The sequence below is a fragment of the Cupriavidus sp. WKF15 genome, from assembly GCF_029278605.1.
GTDB lineage: Bacteria > Pseudomonadota > Gammaproteobacteria > Burkholderiales > Burkholderiaceae > Cupriavidus.
In genome coordinates this window covers 1,965,056-1,985,326 of record NZ_CP119573.1, presented here as the reverse complement: position 1 = coordinate 1,985,326, position 20,271 = coordinate 1,965,056, and the positions used below count along the sequence as shown (strand labels likewise).

Here is a 20,271-nt window from a genome sequence, read left to right as displayed (position 1 = left end):
GGCGCTGCCCTTCTGGAGTGGCCTCCGCCGGCGTTCTGTACTGTTTCCCTTGCCGGGTATTCTCAAGAATTGCGAACTACGCAGTCGCGGCGCTCGTATCGACCCGCGCACTGTAGAAGACACCATCCTCTTCAAGAGAGGCGATTTCCTGGTCTGTGTAGCCGAGACTCGCTGCGACAGTAGTGTTGTGCTGGCCCAGGTCGGGGGCCACCTGATAAATAGTGGTGTCGCAGTCGGAAAACCGGAACGGCAAATTGGGCAACCTCAACGCCCCATAGCGCGGATGTTCCTGTTCCACGATCATGCCGCGCGCCTGAATCTGCGGATCGGCCAGCACCTCGTCGATGCGTTGCACCTTTGCGCAAGGGACGTCGATGCTGTCCAGCAGGGCGAGAACTTCCGACACACGTCGCGCCGCGACCCACGGATTGATGACGGCTAGAATTTCCTCACGTCCGGCGTTGCGCCCATTGAGACTGTAGAAGCGGGAGTCAGAGCCAAAGCCTTCCGGGCCACCGTGGGATTCGACGAGGGCTGCGAAACGCCGCCATGCATCGTCGACCTGCGCGGCAATCACGACGTATCCGTCGGCCGCGGTGAACACTCCGTACAGCGTCGACGTCGGCATGTCATGCCCGGTCTGCTCGGGCAGGACCCTGCCGCCCGAGAGCGTGTAGCACTGCACCGCATACTCGTGCATGGAGACCAGCGTGTCGTATAGCGCCATATCGATATGCTGGCCCTTACCCGACTTGACCCGCCCGAGCAGCGCCGCGTTGATGGCGGCGACGGCGTGGATGCCGGTGTACATGTCGCCCAGTGAGATGCGAAGCAAAGGGGGCGCCTCGCCCGGCGTGCCAATCATCTGCATGATGCCGCTCTTGGCCTCGGCGATTAGTCCGAAGCCGGCCCGATGCGCGTCAGGCCCGGTGTGGCCGTAGGCAGAAATTGAGCAATAGATGAGGCCGGGGTTGCGCGCCGACAAGTCGGCATAGCCCAGTCCCAGCTTTTCCAGCGCGCCCGGGCGGTAGTTCTCGACGAACACGTCGGCCGAATCACACAACCGTTGCATGAAGGCCTTGCCGCGCGGATCCTTCATGTTGACGCTCACGCCGCGTTTGCCCATGTTGAGCTGGAGAAAGTAACCGCTTTGCTGGTCATCGAGGACGGTGGCATGCTGCCGGCCGGCGTCACCGCTGCCAGGGCGCTCGACCTTGATCACCTCCGCACCGAGAGCCGCCAGGCAGCGTCCCACGTACGGACCGGCCAGGAAGTGGCTGTAGTCGATGACGCGAATTCCTTCAAGTGGACGAGCTTGCATCAGACTGCTCCCGGACGGCGCGGCACCATCAGGCGATGTTCGCCGCGTTGCACCACCTGCCCGTCCTGGTTGATCAGTTCGGACGGCAGGGTGACGATGCCCCAGCCGGCGCGGCTCTTGCTCGGCCGCATGACGCCAACGCGGAATTTCACATGCAGCACGTCGTTAACCTTGATGGGCAGCAGAAAGTCCCATGTCCAGCCGAGGGACATGCCGGGAAGGAAGCGGTATTCGCTTTGCGTTTTCAAGCCATCGGCGATGGACAGGCCGAACAAGCCGTGGGCCACAATGCAGCCGAAGTGGCTGGCATTGGCGTAGTCCTCGTCGACGTGTACCGGCGTGTGGTCGCCGGTGAGTTCGGCGTAGGCCAGGATGCGAGCCTTCGTCACGGTGTAGGTCGGACTGGTGCACTCGTCGCCCTCCCGGGCGTCGTCCCAGTATTTCTCGATGATTGTCACTTTCATGCCTCCGCACGAGGGTTGATGGCCAGGGCTTGCGCGACGCACGAGGCGGGCTTGGCCTGAATGCATTCCACGGCCAGGCCGTCGGGTAGCCGTAGCCAGTTGCGTCCTTGCGTCATTTCTTTCACGTCGTAGCGCTGCGCCGCGGCGAGCACCGCCTCCAGGTCCTCGCACATCACGCCGAGGTGGGCGAGCCGGCCCTCCGGGCCATCGTGAGCAGGAGCGTGGATGAACTGCAGTCCGCCGAGCGTCCAGTACTGCCGCGGCTCGTCGGGTGTTCCATCCACCTCGCGCATCGTCATGCCGAAGACGTCCTCGAAGAAGCGGATGTGCCAGTGGATATCTTTTACCCAGATGGCGACGTGTTCCAGGTAGGCCTTTGGCACGTTCATGAAACTGCTCCCTGCCGCTGCTGCCGATCGGCCATGGCTCGCTCGACGCCCTTGATGCAGGCCACCAGCGTTGTGTTGACCGGCGTGGGCACACCATGCCGCTGCCCCCATCGAACGACGGAGCCGTTAATAAAGTCGATTTCGGTAACGGAGCCCTTCTCGAGGCTTTGCAACATTGACGTCTTGAATGCGGCTGGGAGCCCTTCCGCGGCCAACACCCACGCTTGCTCAGGGTCCGTCATGGACAGCCTGACGCCTGCCGCCTGTGCCGCGGCCATCGCCTCGGCCACTGCTGCCAGCGAGGTCGCTTTGAGCACCGATTCTTCGTAGAGCTGCCCGTAGGTCAGGCCGGTGATGCCGGTGATCGCGCCCGTGGCGACGTTGACCAGCAGCTTGTCCCACATCGTGCCCATGATGTTGTCGCTGACTTTGGTCGTCAGGCCGGCAGTGTTGAAGGCATCGGCGATCGCATTGACGCGGCTGGTAAGGCGACCGTCGAGTTCCCCGATATGGGTAGCCTTGCCGATCACGCCGGATTCGATGTGCCCCGGACCGCGCAACACGCCTCCGACGTATGTCTTGCCCGCCAACACGCGCTCGCGGCCCACAATGTCGGCGAGAATGTCTTCATGTCCGAGACCGTTCTGCAGCGACAGCACGAGCGTGTCTGGTCCGACCAGTTCCATTGCGCCACGCATGGCGGAGTCTGTATGGAAGGACTTGACCAGGACGATCACCAGATCGGCAACACCGACCTCAGCCCCGCGCGTTGTCGCGCGGACTTTGACCCGCCTGGAACCGCTGGCATCGTCGACCCGCAGGCCGTCACGGCGCATGGCGTCGACGTGCGCTTCGAAGCGGTCGAGGAGCCAGGTCTCGTGGCCGCCTTCAGTGAGGGTGGCACCAATTGCGCAGCCCAGCGCGCCGGCACCCAGAATTGCAATCTTCATGGCATCTCCTTGGCATGTGCCTACACGATAGGAGGAGCCTGTTATTGTGACAATGCAATGGGTAACATAGCATCATTGCGTATTACAATAATGCGATGACACCGACGGACCTTCCGGACCCGAAGCTGCTCCAGCTCTTCGACCTGCTCTATGACACTCGCAACGTGACACGTGTGGCAGAGCAGCTCGGTCAAAGCCAACCGACCATCAGCATCTGGCTAGGGCGCCTTAGAAAGCACTTGCAGGATCCCCTGTTCATACGTACGCCCGGCGGGATGGCACCGACGCCACAGGCGGACGCACTCATCGGGCCATGCCGGGAGATCCTTGAATCGCTAAGGCGCTTCGCCGCCTGGGAAGTGGCGTTCGACCCGCTCACCGCACTGCGCCGGTTTCGCATCTGCATGACGGACGCCAGCCATATCACGTTGCTACCTCGCCTGCTGGCGCATCTGCGCGCCCAGGCGCCGGGCGTGAAGCTAGAGGCAGCGCGGATCGACGGCAACACGGAGCGGGCTCTGGAATCCGGGGAGGCCGACCTCGCGATCGGCTATGTGCCTTGGCTGAGCGGAGGCATTTACCAGCAGCAGTTGTACGAACAGGACTGGGTGTGCCTGGCCAACCGCCAACACCCGCGAATTCGCGCCCGGCTGGGATTGAAGCAATATTGCGCGGAGGGACACGTCGCGATCGCGTCAGGCACTGGCGCGCAGCTTCTCGACCAGGCACTCGTGAGGAACCGCATCGAGCGGGTGGTAGTACTGGAGTTGCCGGGATTCCTGGGACTGGGGGCCATCATCAGGAGCACCGACTTGATTACTACCCTGCCCCGGCATATCGGCGAAACCCTGGCGCAAGCCAACGACTTGGCCGTGCATGCCTGCCCGATCGCGGTAGATGGCTTTGCAGTTCGTCAGCACTGGCATGCGCGGTATCACCATGAGGCGGGCAATCGTTGGCTACGCAGTCAGGTGACGCAATTATTTGGAAGCACACGTTAAGGAGTGGAGTCCCGCCCCTGAACAGTCCCGCGTGCGCTGACCCCGCGAGTCGCGGTAGACCACGGCTGTCGCGAGTCGGGGGCGCGTTCGCTCGTCTTTTTGGCGTCCCGCTCACGCCGCAGATTGCGCTGACCCCGGCCGCAGCGCGGCCCGCACCACGAACGCCATCACCACCGCGAAGACCAGCATTGCCGCCAGGAAGTAAAGACCGGCCGCCAGGCTGCCGGTCGCATCCTTGATCACGCCAATGCCATACGGCCCGAAGTAGCCGCCGAGGTTGGCCAGCGAGTTGATGGTGGCAATGCCTACCGCCGCGCTGGCGCCGGTCAGGAATTCACCCGGCAGCGCCCACACCACCGCCTGGATCGAATAGATCGAGAACGCGGTCAGGCAGATAAACAGGAACTGCAGCACCGGCGACTGCACCCAGGCACTCAATGCCATGGTGATCGCGGCCATCCCCGACACTACTACGATATGGCCGTAGCGCTCGCCCTTGCGGTCCGAGTGGCGCGGCACTAAGTACAGGCCGACTACCGCGAACAGATAGGGCACCGCCGACAGCAGGCCTGTCATCGCATCAGTGACGCCGAACTGCTTGATGATGGTCGGCAGCCACAGGGACAGCCCGTAGATGCTCAGCGGGAACGGCAGGAACAGCAACGACAGCAGCAGTACGCGCTTATCCTTGAGCGCGTGCAGCGGGTTGCCATGCGGCTTGAGTGCATAGGCTGCCTGGTCGGCGGCAAGTTCGCGCTCGATCCAGGCGCGGTCGGCCGGTGCCAGCCATTTGGCACTGTCAGGCGCTTCCGGCAGAATCTTCAACGTCGGCAGGCACAGCAGCACCGCGGGCAGTCCGCTCAGCACGAACAGCGTCTGCCAGTTGGACATACCGAACGCGCCCTGCGTCGACAGCACGAGGCCGGCAATCGGTCCGGTGATAATCAGCGCGATCGGCTGGGCCAGCACCAGCAGGCCGATGATGCGCGCGCGATGGCGCATCGGGAACCACTTGGTCAGGAAGTACAGGATGCCCGGATACAGACCGGCTTCGGCCGCCCCAAGCAGGAAGCGCAGTACATAGAAGCTGTGGGCACCCTGCGTGAACGCCATTGCCATGGTGATCAGGCCCCAGGTCAGCAGGATGCGCGCGAACCAGCGGCGTGCGCCGAAGCGCTCCAGCGCCAGGTTGCTCGGCACTTCGCACAGGAAGTAGCCGACGAAGAACAGACCCGCGCCGAGGCCATAGGCCGCGTCGCTGAGGCCGATCGCCGCGTTCATGTGTAGCTTGGCAAAGCCGACCACCGAGCGGTCGATATACGCCACCACGTAAATCAGCGCCAGAAACGGGATCAGCCGGCGCACCAGCATGCCGATGATGCGGGTCTCTTCCTGCGCTGGTGCGCCGATTTCTTGTCCTGGTACGGCGCGCTCCAGCGGCGCGGTCTGCATGCCTTGCTGCATGGCTAGTCTCCTCTATTCTTTTATGGGGTCACGCGCGCCGCGGAGGCCGCGCGCATTCAGTGCATCTGTTGGATGGTCAGTGTGAGTGGCGCGGTACCTCGCGTCCGCGGCAGCCGACCAGGAAGTCGAGGTCGCAGCCTTCGTCCGCCTGCAGCACGTGGTCGACGTAGAGCTTTCGATAGCCGCCATCGGCGGGCGCCTGCAGCGGCTGCACATCGGCCATGCGGCGCTCGAACTCGGCGGGATCAATATCCAGATGCAGGCGCCCGGCCTCGCAGTCCAGTTCGATCCAATCGCCGTCGCGCACGATCGCCAGCGGCCCTCCGGCGGCAGCCTCCGGTGCCACATGCAGCACCACGGTGCCGTAGGCGGTGCCGCTCATGCGCGCATCGGAAATACGCACCATGTCCTTGATGCCCTGGCGCAGCAGCTTGGGCGGCAGGCCCATGTTGCCAACCTCCGCCATGCCTGGATAACCGCGCGGGCCGCAGCGCTTGAGGACGAGGACGGAATTCTCGTCGACATCGAGCGACTCGTCGACGATGCGCTCCTTGTAGTGCTCCAGGTTCTCGAACACTACCGCACGGCCGCGATGGCGCAATAGCTTCGGCGTTGCCGCCGACGGCTTGAGCACTGCGCCGCGCGGCGACAGGTTGCCGCGCAGGATACGGATGCTGCCGTCGCGGATCAGCGGCTTGTCGAGCGGGCGGATAACTTCGTCGTTGGTGATTGGTGCATCCCTGACGTTGTCCCAGATCGCCTTGCCGTTGACGGTCAGCGCGTTCGGATGCGGCAACAGTCCGGCCTCGCCCATGCGGCGCAGCACCGCGGGCAAGCCGCCGGCATAGTAGAACTCTTCCATCAGGAAGCGGCCCGACGGCATCAGGTCGACGATGGTCGGTGTGTCACGCCCAACGTGGCTCCAGTCTTCCAGTTCCAGCGGCACGCCAATGCGGCCAGCGATTGCCTTCAGGTGAATCACGGCGTTGGTCGAGCCGCCAATCGCCGCATTGACGCGGATCGCGTTCTCGAACGCCTGGCGCGTCAGGATCTTCGACAGCGTCAGGTCTTCGCGCGCCATCTCAACGATGCGGATGCCGGACATATGTGCCAACACGTAGCGACGCGAATCGACCGCCGGGATCGCCGCATTGTGCGGCAGTGAAGTGCCCAGCGCTTCGGCCATGCAGGCCATGGTCGAAGCGGTGCCCATGGTGTTGCAGGTGCCGGCCGAGCGCGACATGCCGGCTTCGGCCGACAGGAACTGGTGCAGGTTGATCTCGCCCGCCTTCAGCGACTCATGCAACTGCCACACCGCCGTCCCGGAGCCGATATCCTTGCCGTCGAGCTTGCCGTTGAGCATGGGCCCGCCAGTGACAACGATGGCCGGCACGTCGCAACTGGCCGCGCCCATCAGCAGCGCCGGCGTGGTCTTGTCACAGCCAGTCAGCAGCACCACCGCATCGATCGGGTTGCCGCGGATCGCTTCTTCCACGTCCATCGCGGCCAGGTTGCGGGTCAGCATGGCGGTCGGGCGCAGGTTCGATTCGCCGTTGGAGAACACTGGGAATTCCACCGGGAAACCGCCGGCCTCGTACACGCCGCGCTTGACGTGCTCGGCCAGCTTGCGGAAATGCGCGTTGCAGGGCGTGAGTTCCGACCACGTATTGCAGATGCCGATCACAGGGCGGCCGTCGAACGCGTGCTCGGGGATACCCTGGTTCTTCATCCAGCTGCGATACATGAAGCCGTTCTTATCAGCGGTGCCGAACCACGCCGTCGAGCGCAGCGGCTTACGTTGCTTGTCCTTGGAATCCGACATGTTGTTCCTGATGCGAGGGCCGCGGAAAGGGCGCGGAGATGGCAGGGACGACGGATCCAGCGGTTTGGCGCATATAGCCAGCGCCACGCTGTCTCCGATCATTTTTGTTGGCCGGAGTGTATGCAGCTTGGCGATATACTACTAATGAAGAGTTAGGAGTTTTTGATATCGATATCGGCATTGGTATTTACCCTATGGAAGTCCCCGGCGTTTCCGCTGCAGCTGATGCACCGCCTGCGGCATCCTCCTGGCACAGCCACACCCGCCTCAAGACACGACAGTTGCTGCTATTGCTGGCCGTCGCCGACGAGGGCAGCATCCACCGCGCTGCGGAACAGCTGGCGATGACACAGCCGGCCGCATCCAAACAGTTGCGCGAGCTGGAAGAGGTGCTGTCGGTCCCCCTGTTCGAGCGCCTGCCGCGCGGCATGGCGCCGACGGACTATGGCCGCGCGATGATCCGGCATGCGCGCGCGGTAGTCGGCAGCCTGAACCAGGCGCGCGAAGAAGTTCTGGCGCTGAAGGCGGGCCGGCTCGGCCATGTGGCGATAGGCGCGATCACCTCGCCTGGCGTGCGGCTGCTGCCACCGGCGATTGCGCGGGTGAAGGCGAGCTACCCTGGACTACGCGTTTCCGTAGAAATCGACAGCAGTAACGTGCTGCTTGACCGGCTCGGGCAGGAAAAGCTGGACATGGTGGTCGCGCGCCTGTTTCCCGAGCACGACAAGGGTCGATTGCGCTACGAGCCGATGGCGGAAGAGCCGGTCTGCGCCGTGGTGCGGCCCGGCCACCCGATGCTGGCGGCGCCCACCCTGGCGCTGGCGGACACCACGAACGCCGCCTGGCTGATACCGCCGGCAGGCACGGTGCTGCGCCACCGCTTCGAGCTGATGTTCCAGCGCGCCAGCCTGGCGCCACCGACCAATGTAGTGGAAACCGCCGCGCTGCTGTTCCTGACGCGCATGGTGACGCAGTCAGACATGATCGCGGTGCTAACGGCGGACGTGGCGCAGTACTACGTGACGTTCGGCATGGTAGAAGTGCTGCCGATGGCCATGCCCTGCCGTATGGACGATTTCGGCCTGATCACGCCGACCGACCGGCTGATGTCGCCCGGCGCGCTACTGGTCGCGGATGCGCTGCGCGAGACGGCACTGCGCATTTACGACCAGTAGTGCCAGCATTAACTGCATCTATACCGCGGTTAAGCCTCGGGGCCATGCCTCCGCCGCTGGCTTCCCGGCCCGGCTTTCAGGATCGCCACCAATTGCCTTGCCGAAGCCGACAACGCGCCGCCGCGCCGCGTAACGATGCCGAAGGTTTCCTGCCGCGATTGCAGCGGCACGGGTAGGACGCGCAGCATCTTCTGGCGCACGAACAACTCGGCCACGCTGGCCGGCAGCAGCGACACCAGCGCGGGATCGCGCTGCAGCATCGCCACGGTGATCAGCGCCGATGACGTGGAGATCGCATTGGCGGGAAACCTGACGCCGGCATGGTCCAGCTCGCGCTGAAGCAGTGCATGCATCGGCATGTGTCCAGCGTAAGTGATCCAGCGATAGCCGGCGAGGTCGGCAAAGCCCATGGCGCGTACGCGGGGCGCGGGATGAGCGTGACCGACCACCACGGACACCTGCTCATCGCCAAGCGGATGGTAGTGATATTTGCCGGGTTCATCACTGACTAGAGAGCGGCCGAGAACGAGGTCGAGGTGGCCATCGTCGAGCTGCCCGAGCAGGCGCAGGCTGGTGTCTTCGACAATTTCGAGCGCCAGGTTCGGATGCGCTTGCCGCAACTGCTCAAGCGCCGGCACCAGTACATCCGGCACTGCGCCCATGATCACGCCGACGGCAACGCGCCCGCCGCTGCCGGCGCGGATGTCGGCCACTTCCTCGCACATCGCGCTCAGGTCCGCAACCAGCTGCCGGGCGTGGCGGATCACGCAATGACCAAAGGCGTTGGTGCGCATGCCGCGTTTGCTGCGCTCGAACAGTGGCGCTTCCAGCATCCCCTCCAGTTCCTGCAACGACTTGCTGGCAGCGGACTGGGTCATCGCCATCGCGGCGGCAGCCTGGTGCAGTGAGTGATGCTCGTCCAGTGCGATCAACAGCTGCAGTTGCTTCATGCGCAGGCGGCCGGTGAGGGTGTCCAGGGTGGATTTCATGTTGTAGCCAAGTGAGTCGTAAAAGCGATCACAAGATGGAAAGATTTCAATATACAGGCCCTCTCCCCGCTCGTATATTGGCCCGACCTGCAAACTGCCTACTATCCGAGCCGGCCACGTGCCGGCCGCAAGGAGAAGACCATGCCCCGATCCCACACGCCCGTCTACCGCGGCGTATTCCCGGTCGCGCCGACCATCTTCGACGAGCAGGGCCGCCTCGATCTTGACGGCCAGCGCCGCTGCATCGACTTCATGATCGATGCAGGCTCGCACGGCATCTGCATCCTGGCCAACTTCTCCGAGCAGTTCGTGCTGACCGACGACGAGCGCAACGTGCTGATGAAGACCGTGCTGGAGCACGTGGACGGCCGCGTGCCGGTGATCGTCACCACCACCCATTTCAGCTCGCGCATCTGCGCCGAGCGCAGCCGCGCCGCCCAGGACGCCGGCGCCGCGATGGTGATGGTGATGCCGCCCTACCACGGCGCCACCATCCGAGTGCCCGAGCGCAGTATCTATGACTTCTTCGCCATGGTCTCCGATGCTATCGATATCCCCATCATGATCCAGGATGCACCGGTCAGCGGCACCACGTTGTCCGCGCCCTTCCTGGCCCGCATGGCACGCGAGCTGGCCAATGTTTCGTACTTCAAGATCGAAGTGCCGCAGGCCGCGGCCAAGCTGCGCGAACTGATCGAACTGGGCGGCGACACCATTGTCGGTCCGTGGGACGGCGAGGAAGCCATCACGCTGATGGCAGACCTGGAAGCGGGCGCCACCGGCGCGATGACCGGGGCGGGCTTTCCGGACGGCATCCGCCAGATCCTGGACGCATGGCAGTCCGGCGACGCTGAACTGGCGGCGCAGCGCTACCAGCAGTGGCTGCCGCTGATCAACTATGAGAACCGGCAGGGTTGGCTGGCGACCAGCAAGGCGTTGATGAAGGAAGGTGGGGTGATTGCCTCGGACGCCGTACGCCATCCGCTGCAACCGATGCATCCGGCCACGCGCGAGGGGCTGCTGAGGATTGCGCGGCGGCTGGATCCGCTGGTGCTGCGCTGGGCCCGTTGAACCTCAAGGAAGGATAAGACATGACGCTCTCTGGTGAACTCCTGATCGGCCACCGCGCGGTTCGCGGCACCCACGGCACGCTGCACGCCATAGACGCCGCCACCGGCGCCACGCTCGAACCGGCATTCGGCGGGGCCACGCCGGCACAGCTCGACGAAGCCTGCGCGCTGGCATGGCAGGCCTTCGACACCTACCGCGAGATCGCGCCCGCGCGGCGCGCCGATTTCCTCGAAACCATCGCCGGCAACATCCTGGCGCTAGGCGATGCGCTCATCGAGCGCTGCGCCAGCGAATCGGGCCTGCCGCGCGCCCGCATCGAAGGCGAGCGCGGCCGCACCGTGGGCCAGCTGCGGCTGTTCGCCGGCATGCTGCGCCAGGGCGATTTCCTGGAGCTGCGCGTCGACCCGGCCCAGCCCGAACGCCAGCCGTTGCCGCGCCCCGACCTGCGCATGCGCCATATCCCCCTGGGCCCGGTCGCGGTGTTCGGCGCCAGCAACTTCCCGCTGGCATTCTCGGTCGCGGGTGGCGATACCGCGTCCGCACTGGCCGCGGGCTGCCCCGTCATCGTCAAGGCGCATCCCGCGCACCCCGGCACCTCTGAACTGGTCGGCCGCGCCATCCAGAAAGCGGTCGCGGACCTGGACCTGCCCGAAGGCACCTTCTCCCTGCTCTTTGATACGGGGCTGGAAATCAGTCAGGGGCTAGTGGCGGACCAGCGCATCAGGGCGGTCGGCTTCACCGGCTCGCGTGCAGGCGGACAGGCACTGATGGCAATCGCCGCAGCGCGCCCGGTACCGATTCCCGTGTATGCCGAGATGAGCAGTATCAACCCGGTGCTGCTGTTCCCGCATGCGCTGGCCAACCGCGCGCCAGCCATCGGCATGGCCTTTGCCGGTTCGCTGACGCTGGGCGCCGGACAGTTCTGCACCAACCCCGGACTCGTGCTGGCGGTGGAAAGCGAGGGCCTCGACCGGTTCCTGGATGCGGCGGCCGCAAGCCTGGCGGAAATCGGCGCACAGAGCATGCTGACCGCCGGCATCCTGCATGCCTACTGCAACGGCGTCAGCGCGCTCGCGCAGCATCCGCAGGTACAGTTGGTGACGCGCGGCAAGGCAGGCAATGCACTGCAAGGACAAGCCGCGCTGTTCAGCACCAGCGCCGAAGCTTTCCTGGGTGACGAGACGCTGCGCCACGAAGTCTTTGGCGCGTCGTCGCTGGTGGTGCGCTGCCGCGACGCAGCAGAAATGCGACGCGTGGTCGAATCGCTGGAGGGCCAGCTTACTGCGGCTCTGCATATCGACCCAGCCGACCACGATGCCGCGCGCACGCTGCTGCCCGCACTGGAGCGCCTGGCTGGTCGCATCCTCGTCAATGGCTTCGGCACCGGCGTCGAAGTCGGGCACGCCATGGTCCACGGCGGCCCCTGGCCGGCCACGTCGGATGGCCGCTCGACTTCGGTCGGCAGCCTCGCCATCGCGCGCTTTGTGCGGCCGGTCAGCTATCAGGACATGCCCGCGGACCTGCTTCCCGCCTCGCTGCGCCCCGACTGCGAGCAGCGCCACGCCTGGCGCCTTGACGGCAAACTGCAGCGCTAGGGAATCGCTTATGTGGACGCAGCATCGCCAGCGGGATCTGCTCGGCTTATTGAGACTTGTATAAATCATGACAACCGATTCGAGTCTGACGCGTTATCTGATCAAGGCGTTGATCGGGAGTCGATTGCATGGCTGGGAAGATGGACGAAGCGACCAGAAAGCGGGTTCGCGCTGGACGGATGCTGTTAGCGAACAAGCCGGTCGCGGAGGTTGCGGCTGCGGTGGGCGTGGCACGGCAGACGGTGTACACGTGGAAGGCGCGCCTGGACGAAGGCGGCATCGATGCGCTGCGCACCATGGCCCGTGGACGGCCGTCGTTGCTCGACGATGCCCAGCGCGAGCAGTTGTGTCGTGCCTTGCTGCAGCGCCCCACCGAGCATGGCTTTGGCACCGAACTGTGGACGCTCAAACGGGTGCGTCTACTCATCGAGCAACGCTTCGGTGTGTCATACAACGAGGCCCATGTCTGGCGCATTCTGGATTCGCTCGGCTTCTCGCCCCAACGCCCAGATCGACGCGCTATCGAGCGCGACGAGGACGCCGTTCTGGCGTGGAAGCGCAAGACTTGGCCCGCGCTCAAAAAAAGTGTACGCGGGAGCAACGGCTGATCGTCTTCATTGACGAGTCTGGGCTCTCGGAGCGCCCCACGCGCGTGCGCACCTGGGCTCCGAAAGGTCAAACGCCAGTCATCCAGTTTCATTTCAACTGGAAGCATGTCTCGGCCATCGCGGGAATGAGTTATCACAACTGCCTGTTCCGCCTTTACGACGGCGCGATCAAGAGCGCACAGATCGTGGAGTTTCTCAAGGCACTGCGCGCGCACCTCAAACGCCGCCTGATGATCATCTGGGACGGCGCCGCGCAGCACAAGAGTCGCATCGTGCGCGACTACCTCGATAGCACTGGTGGTGCAGTGCAGATGGCCTTTGTCCCACCCTACAGCCCGGACCTGAATCCAGTGGAGTATCTCTGGGCCTGGCTCAAGCGCCATGCCCTGGCCAACTTCTGCCCACACTCGCTCGCCGAACTCAAAACGATCGCCCGCAATCGGCTGCGCAGCGCACAGCAACGCGCCAACATCATTGCCGCGTGCTGGAAGCAGGCCGAGTTGTGGTGATGTCAGCATTTATGCAAGTCTCAATAGTGGCACGGAACGCCGCGCTCATACGCTAGTCCTGCGCCTGCTGCAGGACCATCTCGACGCCGCGACTTGCTCCGGACCTGCCGGTGCGGGAGGCGGCAATCACTCGGCCAGCGGCTCGCGGCTGAATGCATCCAACTCGCGGGCGAGGCTCTGCGCCGCCAGCCTGACCAGCGCAGCGCCCTTCGCCGGATTCGCCAGTCCCGGGTCGGAACCAATGCGGCCGTCGGGATAGCGCGCGCGGAAGTCCAGCGCTTCGCGAATCGGGCCCGAGGGCGCGATCTTCGGCGCATAGTCCGCATGTTTTGCGGCATCGGGAAAGGCCCACTGGGTGATCGCGATCTCCGACGGCGTGGCATGCGCGCCATGGCCCTGCGGGAACTGCTCGCGCGCCAGCTCGCCGACGCCCTCCAGATCCCACCAGTTGCAGAGCTTCAGCGCGAATCCCGCGCGGCGCCTGGCAAAGCTGGCTTCGGCATAGAGCTCGGAGAACGCGGCATCGATCGAAGCTACGTTGCCGCCGTGGCCGTTCAGGAACAGGATCTTCTCGAACCCGTGCCCCGCGAGCGAACGGACCCAGTCGCCGATCGCGGCGATAAAGGTGGACGGGCGCAGCGAGATGGTGCCCGGGAAGGCGAGATGATGCTGGGCCATGCCGATATTGAACGTCGGCGCCACCAAGATCTCCGCGCTCTTCTCCGCTTCATTCGCAATGATCTCCGGGCACAGCCAGTCGGTACCGAGCAGCCCGGTCGGACCATGCTGCTCGTTCGAGCCGATCGGGACCACGATGGTGCGGCTGCGCGCAAGGTATTGCTCGATCTCGGCCCAGGTTGAAAGATGCAGTCGCATAGGTACTCCTGTCTTGGTCCGTGCGCCGGACGTCATGGATGGCGTTGTGTCCCGCAGCGCGAGATCACTGTTTCGCAGGAAGCTTGTTGGCGAGGATGATCAGGGCGGCCAGCAGCGGCAGGCAGGCCATCAGCAGCACGCCGAGATGGAGGTTGCCGGTTGCCGTCTTGGCCCAGCCGATGATGGCGGGCCCCCAGAAGCCGCCCGACAGCCCGATGGTGTTGATCAGCGCAATGCCTCCGGCCGCCGCCGGCCCCTTGATGTATTCGGCGGGCATGGCCCAGAACACCGTGTACGCCATCCAGAGCCCCATGGTGGCGAGGGTGAGCAGCACCAGCGACACGGCCAGGTTGCCATCGGCCAGGATCGACGCGGCCAGCAGCGCACCGGCTGCCAGCGCCGGCAGCGCGCTGTGGTAGCGCCGTTCGCCCGAGCGGTCGGACTTGCGGCCCATGTAGTACATGCCGAATGCGGCGGCCACGTAAGGCAAGGCGGAATACCAGCCCAGTGTCACCGTATCGGCCACGCCCTGCGCCTTGATGATGGTCGGCAGCCAGAAGCTGATGGCGTAGATGGTGGCGATGATGCAGAAGTAGGCCAGTGCGAGCACGTAGACCCTGGCATCCTTTGCGACCGCCTTGAACGAATGCTTGTGCGCCGCCGCATGGCCGAGTTCCGCTTCGAGCAGGCGCCGCTCCTGTTCGCTGAGCCAGGCCGCTTGCGCCGGGCGATCCGGCACCAGCCGCAGCGCGAGGATGCCCAGCGCCACACAGGGCAGCCCCTCGACCAGGAACATCCACTGCCAGCCGGCCAGGCCGGCATGGCCGGCAAGCACAGTCATCAGCCATGCCGAGGCCGGGCCACCGACAATGCCGCCGATCGGACCCGCCAGGAACACGATGGCAATGGCGCGGGCCATGCGCTGCGGCCCGTACCAGCATGACAGGTAGTAGATCATCCCCGGTGCGAAGCCGGCCTCGAAGATGCCGAGCAGGAAGCGCATGGCATAGAACATCGGCACATTGCGCACGAACAGCATGCAGGCGGACGTGATCCCCCACAGCACCAGGATGCGGCTGAACGTCTTGCGTGCCCCGACCCGCGGCAACAGCAGATTGCTCGGGATTTCGAACAGGACATAGCCCAGGAAGAAAATGCCGGCTCCGACGCCATATGCTGCGTCCGAGAACGCCAGGTCGCCTTGCATCTGCAGCTTGGCGAAGCCGATGTTGACGCGGTCCAAGTAGGCAAACAGATAACAGATCAGCAGGAATGGCAGCAGGCGCCAGTTGATCTTGCTGTAGAGGGCTGAGGCGTCGTCGACGGTGCTCGGGGTTGGGATTGCCAGCATGCTGCCTGTCTCCGGGTGGGGTGTGTCAATGCATCTTTTATGGCGTTGATATTGGCAGCGGCGGCGAGGTGGGTAAAGAGCAACTAAGTCCACGATCCGTTCCCTTTTGGGCAACAGAAGCCCCGGGGGCGGCGCCAACGCCGCACCCGATGTCGTGTCGTGTCCCGCGCCGCACATGACAGGCAAGCGATGCCGGGTTCGGGTATCGTTGTTGCCCCGGCCAATTACACATTGAGCAGGCGGTTCAACATGCGAGAGATCAATCAGCAGCGGTTGCGGTATTTCCGTGAGGTGTTGGCGCGAGGGACCATCCGCGGCGCTGCCGAAGGCCTCAATACATCGCCATCGGTGATCACCCGGCAGATCCGCCTGCTCGAGGAAGAGCTCGGCGCGACATTGTTCGAGCGCGAACCACGGGGCCTCAAGCCGACCGTGGCAGCCACGCACCTGCTCGAGTTCTGGCGAGGCTATCGTTCGCATCAGGAGAAGCTCGAGGACCAGTTGCACTCGCTCAAGGGACTGCAGCAGGACGAGATCCGCCTGGTACTAAGCGAGGGCTATGTGGATCTGCTGGTCAACGAAGTTCTGGCGCAGTTCTGCGCGCGCTACCCCAGACTCGATATCCGCATGGACATCCTGGCGGTGGATAGCGTGCTGGAGGAAGTCGCGGAAAGCCGCGCGCATATCGGCCTGGCCTACAATCCGCCGCCGCATCCGCGCATCGAGTACCGCGCAAGCGCTCCGCAACCGGTGGTCCTGCTGGTCCGCCCCGGCCATCCGCTGGCCCAGCGCGGCGGCCCGGCCAGCATCCAGGACCTGCTGGCCTATCCGCTTGCAATGATGCCTGCGTCGTTTGGCGTCGGGCATGCACTGAGCATGGTCGAGTTCGCCGAGAACATCTCGATCCGCGCGACGCTGGTTAGCAACTCGCTGACGGCGCTCAAGCAGTTCGTTGCCTACGATCATTACATGACGTTGATCGGGGAATTCGCTGCATATCGCGAGATCGCGGCGGGAACGCTCGTCGTCGTGCCGATCGATCACCCCTTGTTCCTGCGCACACATGCCCGGCTGCTGGTGAAGTCCGGCAGGCCGCTACCGGCGGCAGCGCTCGAACTGCTGGATCACATCACCCGGTATATGTCGATGTTCGCGCGGCACGGCGCCGACGGAGACGGGCAGTAGTGCAGTAGCCCTGCCGTCCCGCGGGCGGGAGCGCAAGCGGAATGCGGGATGCTTCGGGATAGCACGCACACCGGTCAGTTGCGGCAGCTGGGCGGCCTGCAATTCCGCACCCCGCGCCATGCGCCGGATGGTTTGCGGCGGCTGGCTGAAGGCCTGAAGGCCTGAAGGCCTGAAGGCCTGAAGGCCTGAAGGCCTGAAGGAAGGCATGGTGCCGGCGGATCCCCGGCGGGATGGATGGGCTGCTCAGGATGATGCCGTGCTGGCCGGCGAAGACGCCGCCTGTCGCCGCGCAGCGCCGTGCGCCGCACGGCTTTCCTTGGGACTGCAGCCGAATTGCGCGTGATACCAGCGCGAGAATCCGCTTGGCGCGGAAAAACCGAGCAAGGTCGCCACCTCGGTCAGCGGACGATCGCTCTCGATGACATGGCGCGTCGCGAGCTCCGTGCGGATTTCGTTAACGATCGACGAGAAGCTCTGCCCCTGCTCGGCCAGCCGTCTCTGCACCGTACGGCATACCACGCCCATGTGTTCGGCCACCTGCTCGATGCTGCAGCGCCCGCTGGGCAGCAGCAGCGGGATCGTGCGCCGCACGTCCTCAAGCATGCTTGCCTGCTGCGGCATGGCGGACTCGTCTATCAGACGCTGGGCATAGCGCACCATGGCCGGATCGGCCCACGGATTGCGGGCATCGAGATCTGCCTTCGCGCAGATGATGCCGTTGAAATCACAATCGAATTCGACGTAAGGACCGAAGAAACGATGATGCGTACTAAGATCGCGCGGCGCCGGGTGCTCGAAGCACACGCGCTGCGGCTGCCAGTCGGGCTTCAGGAGCTGGCGGATCAATCGCACCATGACCCCTAGCGCCAGCTCAACCCGTTGGCGAGTCGGCTGATGCGCATTGCCCGCGATCAGGGCCTCGCGAATGATGACCAGATCGCCACATTCCTCGACCGCCAGCGATTGAGCACCATTGAGCATCCGCTGGTAGCGGATCAGCATGCCAAGCGAGTCGCGTAGCGTCGCCTGGTCCCGGATCAGCATTCCCACCGCCCCAAGATTGGACAACAGGCGGGATTCGGCCATGCACAAGCCAAAACTCTCATTGCCCGACAAGGTCGCGGAGGCCTGTAGCAGGCGGCCGAAACGCTCCACCGGGATCATCAGGTCGGGCTCGTGAAGGACGCTCGGACTGATCCCGGCGTCAAACATCATCCGCACCGGATTCAGCCCGGCGGCACGAGCAACCTCGCTGTAGTTGGTGAGGGCCGCGGCGCGGACAAGTAACGACATCAGGGACGACACTGAACTTTGACAGCCCATGATAGATAGCTGCCATGTGTTGTCAAGCAAGGATAACCCGACGCCCTCCGCTCCAGGAATCGAGCTTCCCATGTCAGCAACAGTTGTCGCAAAAAGCCAAGTGCAAGACGTACAAGGCAAAGCGTGAAATGTCCCCAGGCAGGATCATCCGGGCACGCTATTCGGGAATCGGTCGAACGTGATGCAAGCTTCCTTGCACTCACCAACACTGCAGGAGACATGGAAATGAAGATCAGGCAAATCACCCCCGCCATCGGGGCCGAGATTACTGGCGTCAACCTCGGCGAGGCGGCGCGCGATCCGGCGCTCTTCGCCGAAATCAAGGCGGCACTGCTCAAGCACCGGGTCCTCTTCTTTCGCAAGCAGGAAATCACGCGCGCCGATCACGTGGCCTTTGCGCGCTGCTTTGGCGAACTGGAAGACCATCCTGTCGCCGGCAGTGTTCCCGAATATCCGGGCCTCGTGAAGGTCTACCGGAGCGACAACCCGCACAGCTACGAGAACAGCTATCACTGCGACGGCCTCTGGCGCCCCAATCCGGCCATGGGTGCCGTGCTGCGCTGCATCGAATGTCCCGAGATCGGCGGCGACACCATCTGGGTCAACATGGTGAAGGCGTATGAGGAGCTGCCGGAGGAGATCAAGGCAAAGATCGACGGCCTGCGCGCCCGGGCCAGTATCGAGCACAGCTTCGGCGCGGTCATGACGCCGGAAAACCGCGCCAAGCTCGCGCAGGATCATCCGCCGGTCGAGCATCCGGTGGTGCGGACCCATCCGGAGACCGGGGAGAAGATCCTGTTCGTCGGCGCCTCGTTCACAACGCACTTCACCAACTACAGCACGCCGGCCAACGTGCGCCATGGCATCGACAAGTCGCCAGGCGCCTCCCTGCTGCTCAACTACCTGACCAGCCGCGCCACCATTCCCGAATACCAGGTGCGATGGGCCTGGCAGGAGGGCGACGTAGCAGTCTGGGACAACCGCTGCACGCAGCACTACGCCGTCAACGACTACTTCCCGGCACCGCGCAAGCTGGAGCGCGCCGGCATCGTGGGCGATATCCCGTACTGAGGCGCAAGCGGGCCAGCAGGTGGGTCAGGGCATCATGAAAGCGATCTGGTACGAGAAGCAAGGGCAGGCCGAGGAGGTACTGGCATTCGGCGACCTGCCCACGCCGCGACCGGCACCCGGCGAAGTACGCGTGCGGCTCCATGCGTCGGGCGTGAATCCGGCCGATGCCAACCGGCGAGCGGGACGCATGCATGGCGGCATGGAGTTCCCGCGCATTATTCCCAATAGCGACGGTGCTGGCGTGATCGACAGGCTTGGTGACGGCGTCGACCCAAGGATGCTCGGGTCGCGAGTCTGGCTGCATTTCGGACAGCGCGGGCGCCCTTTCGGTACGGCGGCGGAATACATCTGCCTCCCACATGAGTTGACATCGCCACTGCCGGAGCACCTGGACTTCACGCAGGGCGCATGCCTGGGCATTCCGGCCATGACCGCCTACTGGAGCCTGTTTCAGCATGGCGCGATCAAGGGAAAGCGGATCCTCGTGACCGGCGGCGCCGGCGCCGTCGGGCACTACGCGGTGCAGCTCGCCAAGTGGGGAGGCGCGTATGTCGTGGCCACCACCAGCCCGGGGCGCAAGGCGGCCCACGCCACACTCGGTGGCGCCGATGTCGTGATCGACTACGCAGCTGCGGATGCCGCGCTGCAGATTCTCGTTGCCACTCAGGGACATGGTGTCGATCATATTGTCGACGTCAATGCGGTCGACAATGCAGGGCTTTGCCTGCAGGTCGCCGCCCATCATGCGCAGTGGGTCTCGTATGCCAGCGGCGCCCACCAGGCACTTCCCCTGGTCGCTCTGATTCGCAAGAATCTCTGCCTGCAGGGGCTATACCTGCCCGCTTTGCCCTATGAGATTCGCTGGATCATCCAGCAGGGATTGTCGCGCTGGATGAGTGACGTCCCCGATGCCATTCATGCTGTCGACAGTATCTTCGACTTGCGAGACACCGCGCAGGCTCACCTGGCTGTCGAGGCGGGCACCAAGCTGGGCACCGTCGTGGTCCGGTGCAATACGGCAAGTTAGCCAACATCAGCCAACGGTCGTGATTGCTCCCGGCTTTCGCGATCACATGCCGGAGCACTGGCAACTCTGAGTGGGAGCGC

At 64.4% G+C, this 20,271-nt stretch carries 18 protein-coding genes and 1 pseudogene; 9 read left to right on the top strand and 10 right to left on the bottom strand.

Going from position 1 to position 20,271, the window contains the following annotated elements; all coding sequences use genetic code 11:
• Positions 1 to 76 precede the first annotated feature (76 nt).
• Genes CupriaWKF_RS26375 through CupriaWKF_RS26360 form a run of 4 tightly spaced genes read right to left on the bottom strand, consistent with a single transcriptional unit; the run spans position 77 to position 3,124 of the window.
• On the bottom strand, positions 77 to 1,321 hold the full coding sequence (locus CupriaWKF_RS26375; protein ID WP_276101379.1) for a CoA transferase: 1,245 nt from the start codon (positions 1,319 to 1,321) through the stop codon (positions 77 to 79).
• A complete protein-coding gene (locus tag CupriaWKF_RS26370; protein WP_276103217.1) occupies positions 1,321 to 1,779 on the bottom strand; it encodes a MaoC family dehydratase in 459 nt (152 codons plus the stop codon). Before CupriaWKF_RS26370 ends, CupriaWKF_RS26375 begins: the two co-directional genes overlap by 1 nt.
• Before the next feature lie 2 nt (positions 1,780 to 1,781).
• A complete protein-coding gene (locus CupriaWKF_RS26365) occupies positions 1,782 to 2,174 on the bottom strand; it encodes a VOC family protein (RefSeq protein ID WP_276101378.1) in 393 nt (130 codons plus the stop codon).
• Positions 2,171 to 3,124: a 2-dehydropantoate 2-reductase gene (locus CupriaWKF_RS26360; RefSeq protein ID WP_276101377.1), complete on the bottom strand. Its 954-nt coding sequence runs from the start codon at positions 3,122 to 3,124 to the stop codon at positions 2,171 to 2,173. Before CupriaWKF_RS26360 ends, CupriaWKF_RS26365 begins: the two co-directional genes overlap by 4 nt.
• Positions 3,125 to 3,219: 95 nt before the next feature.
• Here CupriaWKF_RS26360 and CupriaWKF_RS26355 point away from each other — a divergent pair, with 95 nt between their 5' ends.
• On the top strand, positions 3,220 to 4,125 hold the full coding sequence (locus tag CupriaWKF_RS26355; RefSeq protein ID WP_276101376.1) for a LysR family transcriptional regulator: 906 nt from the start codon (positions 3,220 to 3,222) through the stop codon (positions 4,123 to 4,125).
• Positions 4,126 to 4,236: 111 nt separating this feature from the next.
• Here CupriaWKF_RS26355 and CupriaWKF_RS26350 read toward each other — a convergent pair whose 3' ends face one another.
• Together CupriaWKF_RS26350 and CupriaWKF_RS26345 are read right to left on the bottom strand one after the other, a co-directional pair.
• Positions 4,237 to 5,577, bottom strand: coding sequence for an MFS transporter (locus CupriaWKF_RS26350; protein ID WP_276103216.1), 1,341 nt, complete (start codon positions 5,575 to 5,577; stop codon positions 4,237 to 4,239).
• Positions 5,578 to 5,665: 88 nt separating this feature from the next.
• Entirely contained in the window at positions 5,666 to 7,411 is a 1,746-nt protein-coding gene (locus CupriaWKF_RS26345; RefSeq protein ID WP_276101375.1) for an IlvD/Edd family dehydratase, read from the bottom strand.
• Between the two features lie 194 nt (positions 7,412 to 7,605).
• Between CupriaWKF_RS26345 and CupriaWKF_RS26340 the strand changes: the two genes are divergently transcribed.
• On the top strand, positions 7,606 to 8,586 hold the full coding sequence (locus CupriaWKF_RS26340) for a LysR substrate-binding domain-containing protein (RefSeq protein ID WP_276101374.1): 981 nt from the start codon (positions 7,606 to 7,608) through the stop codon (positions 8,584 to 8,586).
• Positions 8,587 to 8,615: 29 nt separating this feature from the next.
• Here the strand turns inward: CupriaWKF_RS26340 and CupriaWKF_RS26335 are convergent, their stop codons facing one another.
• Entirely contained in the window at positions 8,616 to 9,575 is a 960-nt protein-coding gene (locus CupriaWKF_RS26335) for a LysR substrate-binding domain-containing protein (protein ID WP_276101373.1), read from the bottom strand.
• Positions 9,576 to 9,716: 141 nt separating this feature from the next.
• On the opposite strand from CupriaWKF_RS26335, the gene CupriaWKF_RS26330 reads away from it, so the two are divergent.
• From CupriaWKF_RS26330 to CupriaWKF_RS26315, 4 genes and pseudogenes are all read left to right on the top strand, one after another.
• A complete protein-coding gene (locus CupriaWKF_RS26330; RefSeq protein ID WP_276101372.1) occupies positions 9,717 to 10,646 on the top strand; it encodes a dihydrodipicolinate synthase family protein in 930 nt (309 codons plus the stop codon).
• A gap of 20 nt (positions 10,647 to 10,666) precedes the next feature.
• Complete coding sequence (locus CupriaWKF_RS26325; RefSeq protein WP_276101371.1) at positions 10,667 to 12,241, top strand: aldehyde dehydrogenase (NADP(+)); 1,575 nt, start codon at positions 10,667 to 10,669, stop codon at positions 12,239 to 12,241.
• A 128-nt stretch (positions 12,242 to 12,369) separates the two neighbouring features.
• Positions 12,370 to 12,747: pseudogene (locus tag CupriaWKF_RS26320) on the top strand (helix-turn-helix domain-containing protein); the annotation flags it as partial.
• Positions 12,639 to 13,358, top strand: coding sequence for an IS630 family transposase (locus tag CupriaWKF_RS26315; protein WP_276101370.1), 720 nt, complete (start codon positions 12,639 to 12,641; stop codon positions 13,356 to 13,358). The pseudogene CupriaWKF_RS26320 and the gene CupriaWKF_RS26315, both read left to right, overlap by 109 nt.
• Before the next feature lie 126 nt (positions 13,359 to 13,484).
• Here CupriaWKF_RS26315 and CupriaWKF_RS26310 read toward each other — a convergent pair whose 3' ends face one another.
• Positions 13,485 to 14,234, bottom strand: coding sequence for a creatininase family protein (locus CupriaWKF_RS26310; protein ID WP_276101369.1), 750 nt, complete (start codon positions 14,232 to 14,234; stop codon positions 13,485 to 13,487).
• A gap of 64 nt (positions 14,235 to 14,298) precedes the next feature.
• Positions 14,299 to 15,585 (bottom strand): MFS transporter, encoded by a 1,287-nt coding sequence (locus CupriaWKF_RS26305; RefSeq protein WP_276101368.1) that lies wholly within the window; start codon positions 15,583 to 15,585, stop codon positions 14,299 to 14,301.
• Between the two features lie 249 nt (positions 15,586 to 15,834).
• Between CupriaWKF_RS26305 and CupriaWKF_RS26300 the strand changes: the two genes are divergently transcribed.
• The gene (locus CupriaWKF_RS26300) at positions 15,835 to 16,770 is read left to right on the top strand and encodes a LysR family transcriptional regulator (protein ID WP_276101367.1); all 936 of its coding nucleotides are present in this window, start codon (positions 15,835 to 15,837) and stop codon (positions 16,768 to 16,770) included.
• Between the two features lie 243 nt (positions 16,771 to 17,013).
• Here the strand turns inward: CupriaWKF_RS26300 and CupriaWKF_RS26295 are convergent, their stop codons facing one another.
• Positions 17,014 to 18,063, bottom strand: coding sequence for an AraC family transcriptional regulator (locus tag CupriaWKF_RS26295; RefSeq protein ID WP_276103215.1), 1,050 nt, complete (start codon positions 18,061 to 18,063; stop codon positions 17,014 to 17,016).
• A gap of 255 nt (positions 18,064 to 18,318) precedes the next feature.
• Here CupriaWKF_RS26295 and CupriaWKF_RS26290 point away from each other — a divergent pair, with 255 nt between their 5' ends.
• Positions 18,319 to 19,164 carry a TauD/TfdA family dioxygenase gene (locus CupriaWKF_RS26290; RefSeq protein WP_276101366.1) on the top strand — a complete coding sequence of 282 codons (846 nt, stop codon included), beginning with the start codon at positions 18,319 to 18,321 and terminating at the stop codon, positions 19,162 to 19,164.
• Between the two features lie 34 nt (positions 19,165 to 19,198).
• Positions 19,199 to 20,191, top strand: a complete 993-nt coding sequence (locus CupriaWKF_RS26285; RefSeq protein WP_276101365.1) for an NADPH:quinone reductase — start codon at positions 19,199 to 19,201, stop codon at positions 20,189 to 20,191.
• Positions 20,192 to 20,271 lie beyond the last annotated feature (80 nt).

What these genes read in the sequence shown, in the direction of transcription:
- CupriaWKF_RS26375 (WP_276101379.1), bottom strand. Translation starts at nt 1,321, where the DNA reads ATGCAAGCTCGTCCACTTGAAGGAATTCGCGTCATCGACTACAGCCAC.
- CupriaWKF_RS26365 (WP_276101378.1), bottom strand. Translation starts at nt 2,174, where the DNA reads ATGAACGTGCCAAAGGCCTACCTGGAACACGTCGCCATCTGGGTAAAA.
- CupriaWKF_RS26360 (WP_276101377.1), bottom strand. Translation starts at nt 3,124, where the DNA reads ATGAAGATTGCAATTCTGGGTGCCGGCGCGCTGGGCTGCGCAATTGGT.
- CupriaWKF_RS26355 (WP_276101376.1), top strand. Translation starts at nt 3,220, where the DNA reads ATGACACCGACGGACCTTCCGGACCCGAAGCTGCTCCAGCTCTTCGAC.
- CupriaWKF_RS26350 (WP_276103216.1), bottom strand. Translation starts at nt 5,577, where the DNA reads ATGCAGACCGCGCCGCTGGAGCGCGCCGTACCAGGACAAGAAATCGGC.
- CupriaWKF_RS26345 (WP_276101375.1), bottom strand. Translation starts at nt 7,411, where the DNA reads ATGTCGGATTCCAAGGACAAGCAACGTAAGCCGCTGCGCTCGACGGCG.
- CupriaWKF_RS26340 (WP_276101374.1), top strand. Translation starts at nt 7,606, where the DNA reads ATGGAAGTCCCCGGCGTTTCCGCTGCAGCTGATGCACCGCCTGCGGCA.
- CupriaWKF_RS26335 (WP_276101373.1), bottom strand. Translation starts at nt 9,575, where the DNA reads ATGAAATCCACCCTGGACACCCTCACCGGCCGCCTGCGCATGAAGCAA.
- CupriaWKF_RS26330 (WP_276101372.1), top strand. Translation starts at nt 9,717, where the DNA reads ATGCCCCGATCCCACACGCCCGTCTACCGCGGCGTATTCCCGGTCGCG.
- CupriaWKF_RS26325 (WP_276101371.1), top strand. Translation starts at nt 10,667, where the DNA reads ATGACGCTCTCTGGTGAACTCCTGATCGGCCACCGCGCGGTTCGCGGC.
- CupriaWKF_RS26310 (WP_276101369.1), bottom strand. Translation starts at nt 14,234, where the DNA reads ATGCGACTGCATCTTTCAACCTGGGCCGAGATCGAGCAATACCTTGCG.
- CupriaWKF_RS26305 (WP_276101368.1), bottom strand. Translation starts at nt 15,585, where the DNA reads ATGCTGGCAATCCCAACCCCGAGCACCGTCGACGACGCCTCAGCCCTC.
- CupriaWKF_RS26300 (WP_276101367.1), top strand. Translation starts at nt 15,835, where the DNA reads ATGCGAGAGATCAATCAGCAGCGGTTGCGGTATTTCCGTGAGGTGTTG.
- CupriaWKF_RS26295 (WP_276103215.1), bottom strand. Translation starts at nt 18,063, where the DNA reads ATGTCGTTACTTGTCCGCGCCGCGGCCCTCACCAACTACAGCGAGGTT.
- CupriaWKF_RS26290 (WP_276101366.1), top strand. Translation starts at nt 18,319, where the DNA reads ATGAAGATCAGGCAAATCACCCCCGCCATCGGGGCCGAGATTACTGGC.
- CupriaWKF_RS26285 (WP_276101365.1), top strand. Translation starts at nt 19,199, where the DNA reads ATGAAAGCGATCTGGTACGAGAAGCAAGGGCAGGCCGAGGAGGTACTG.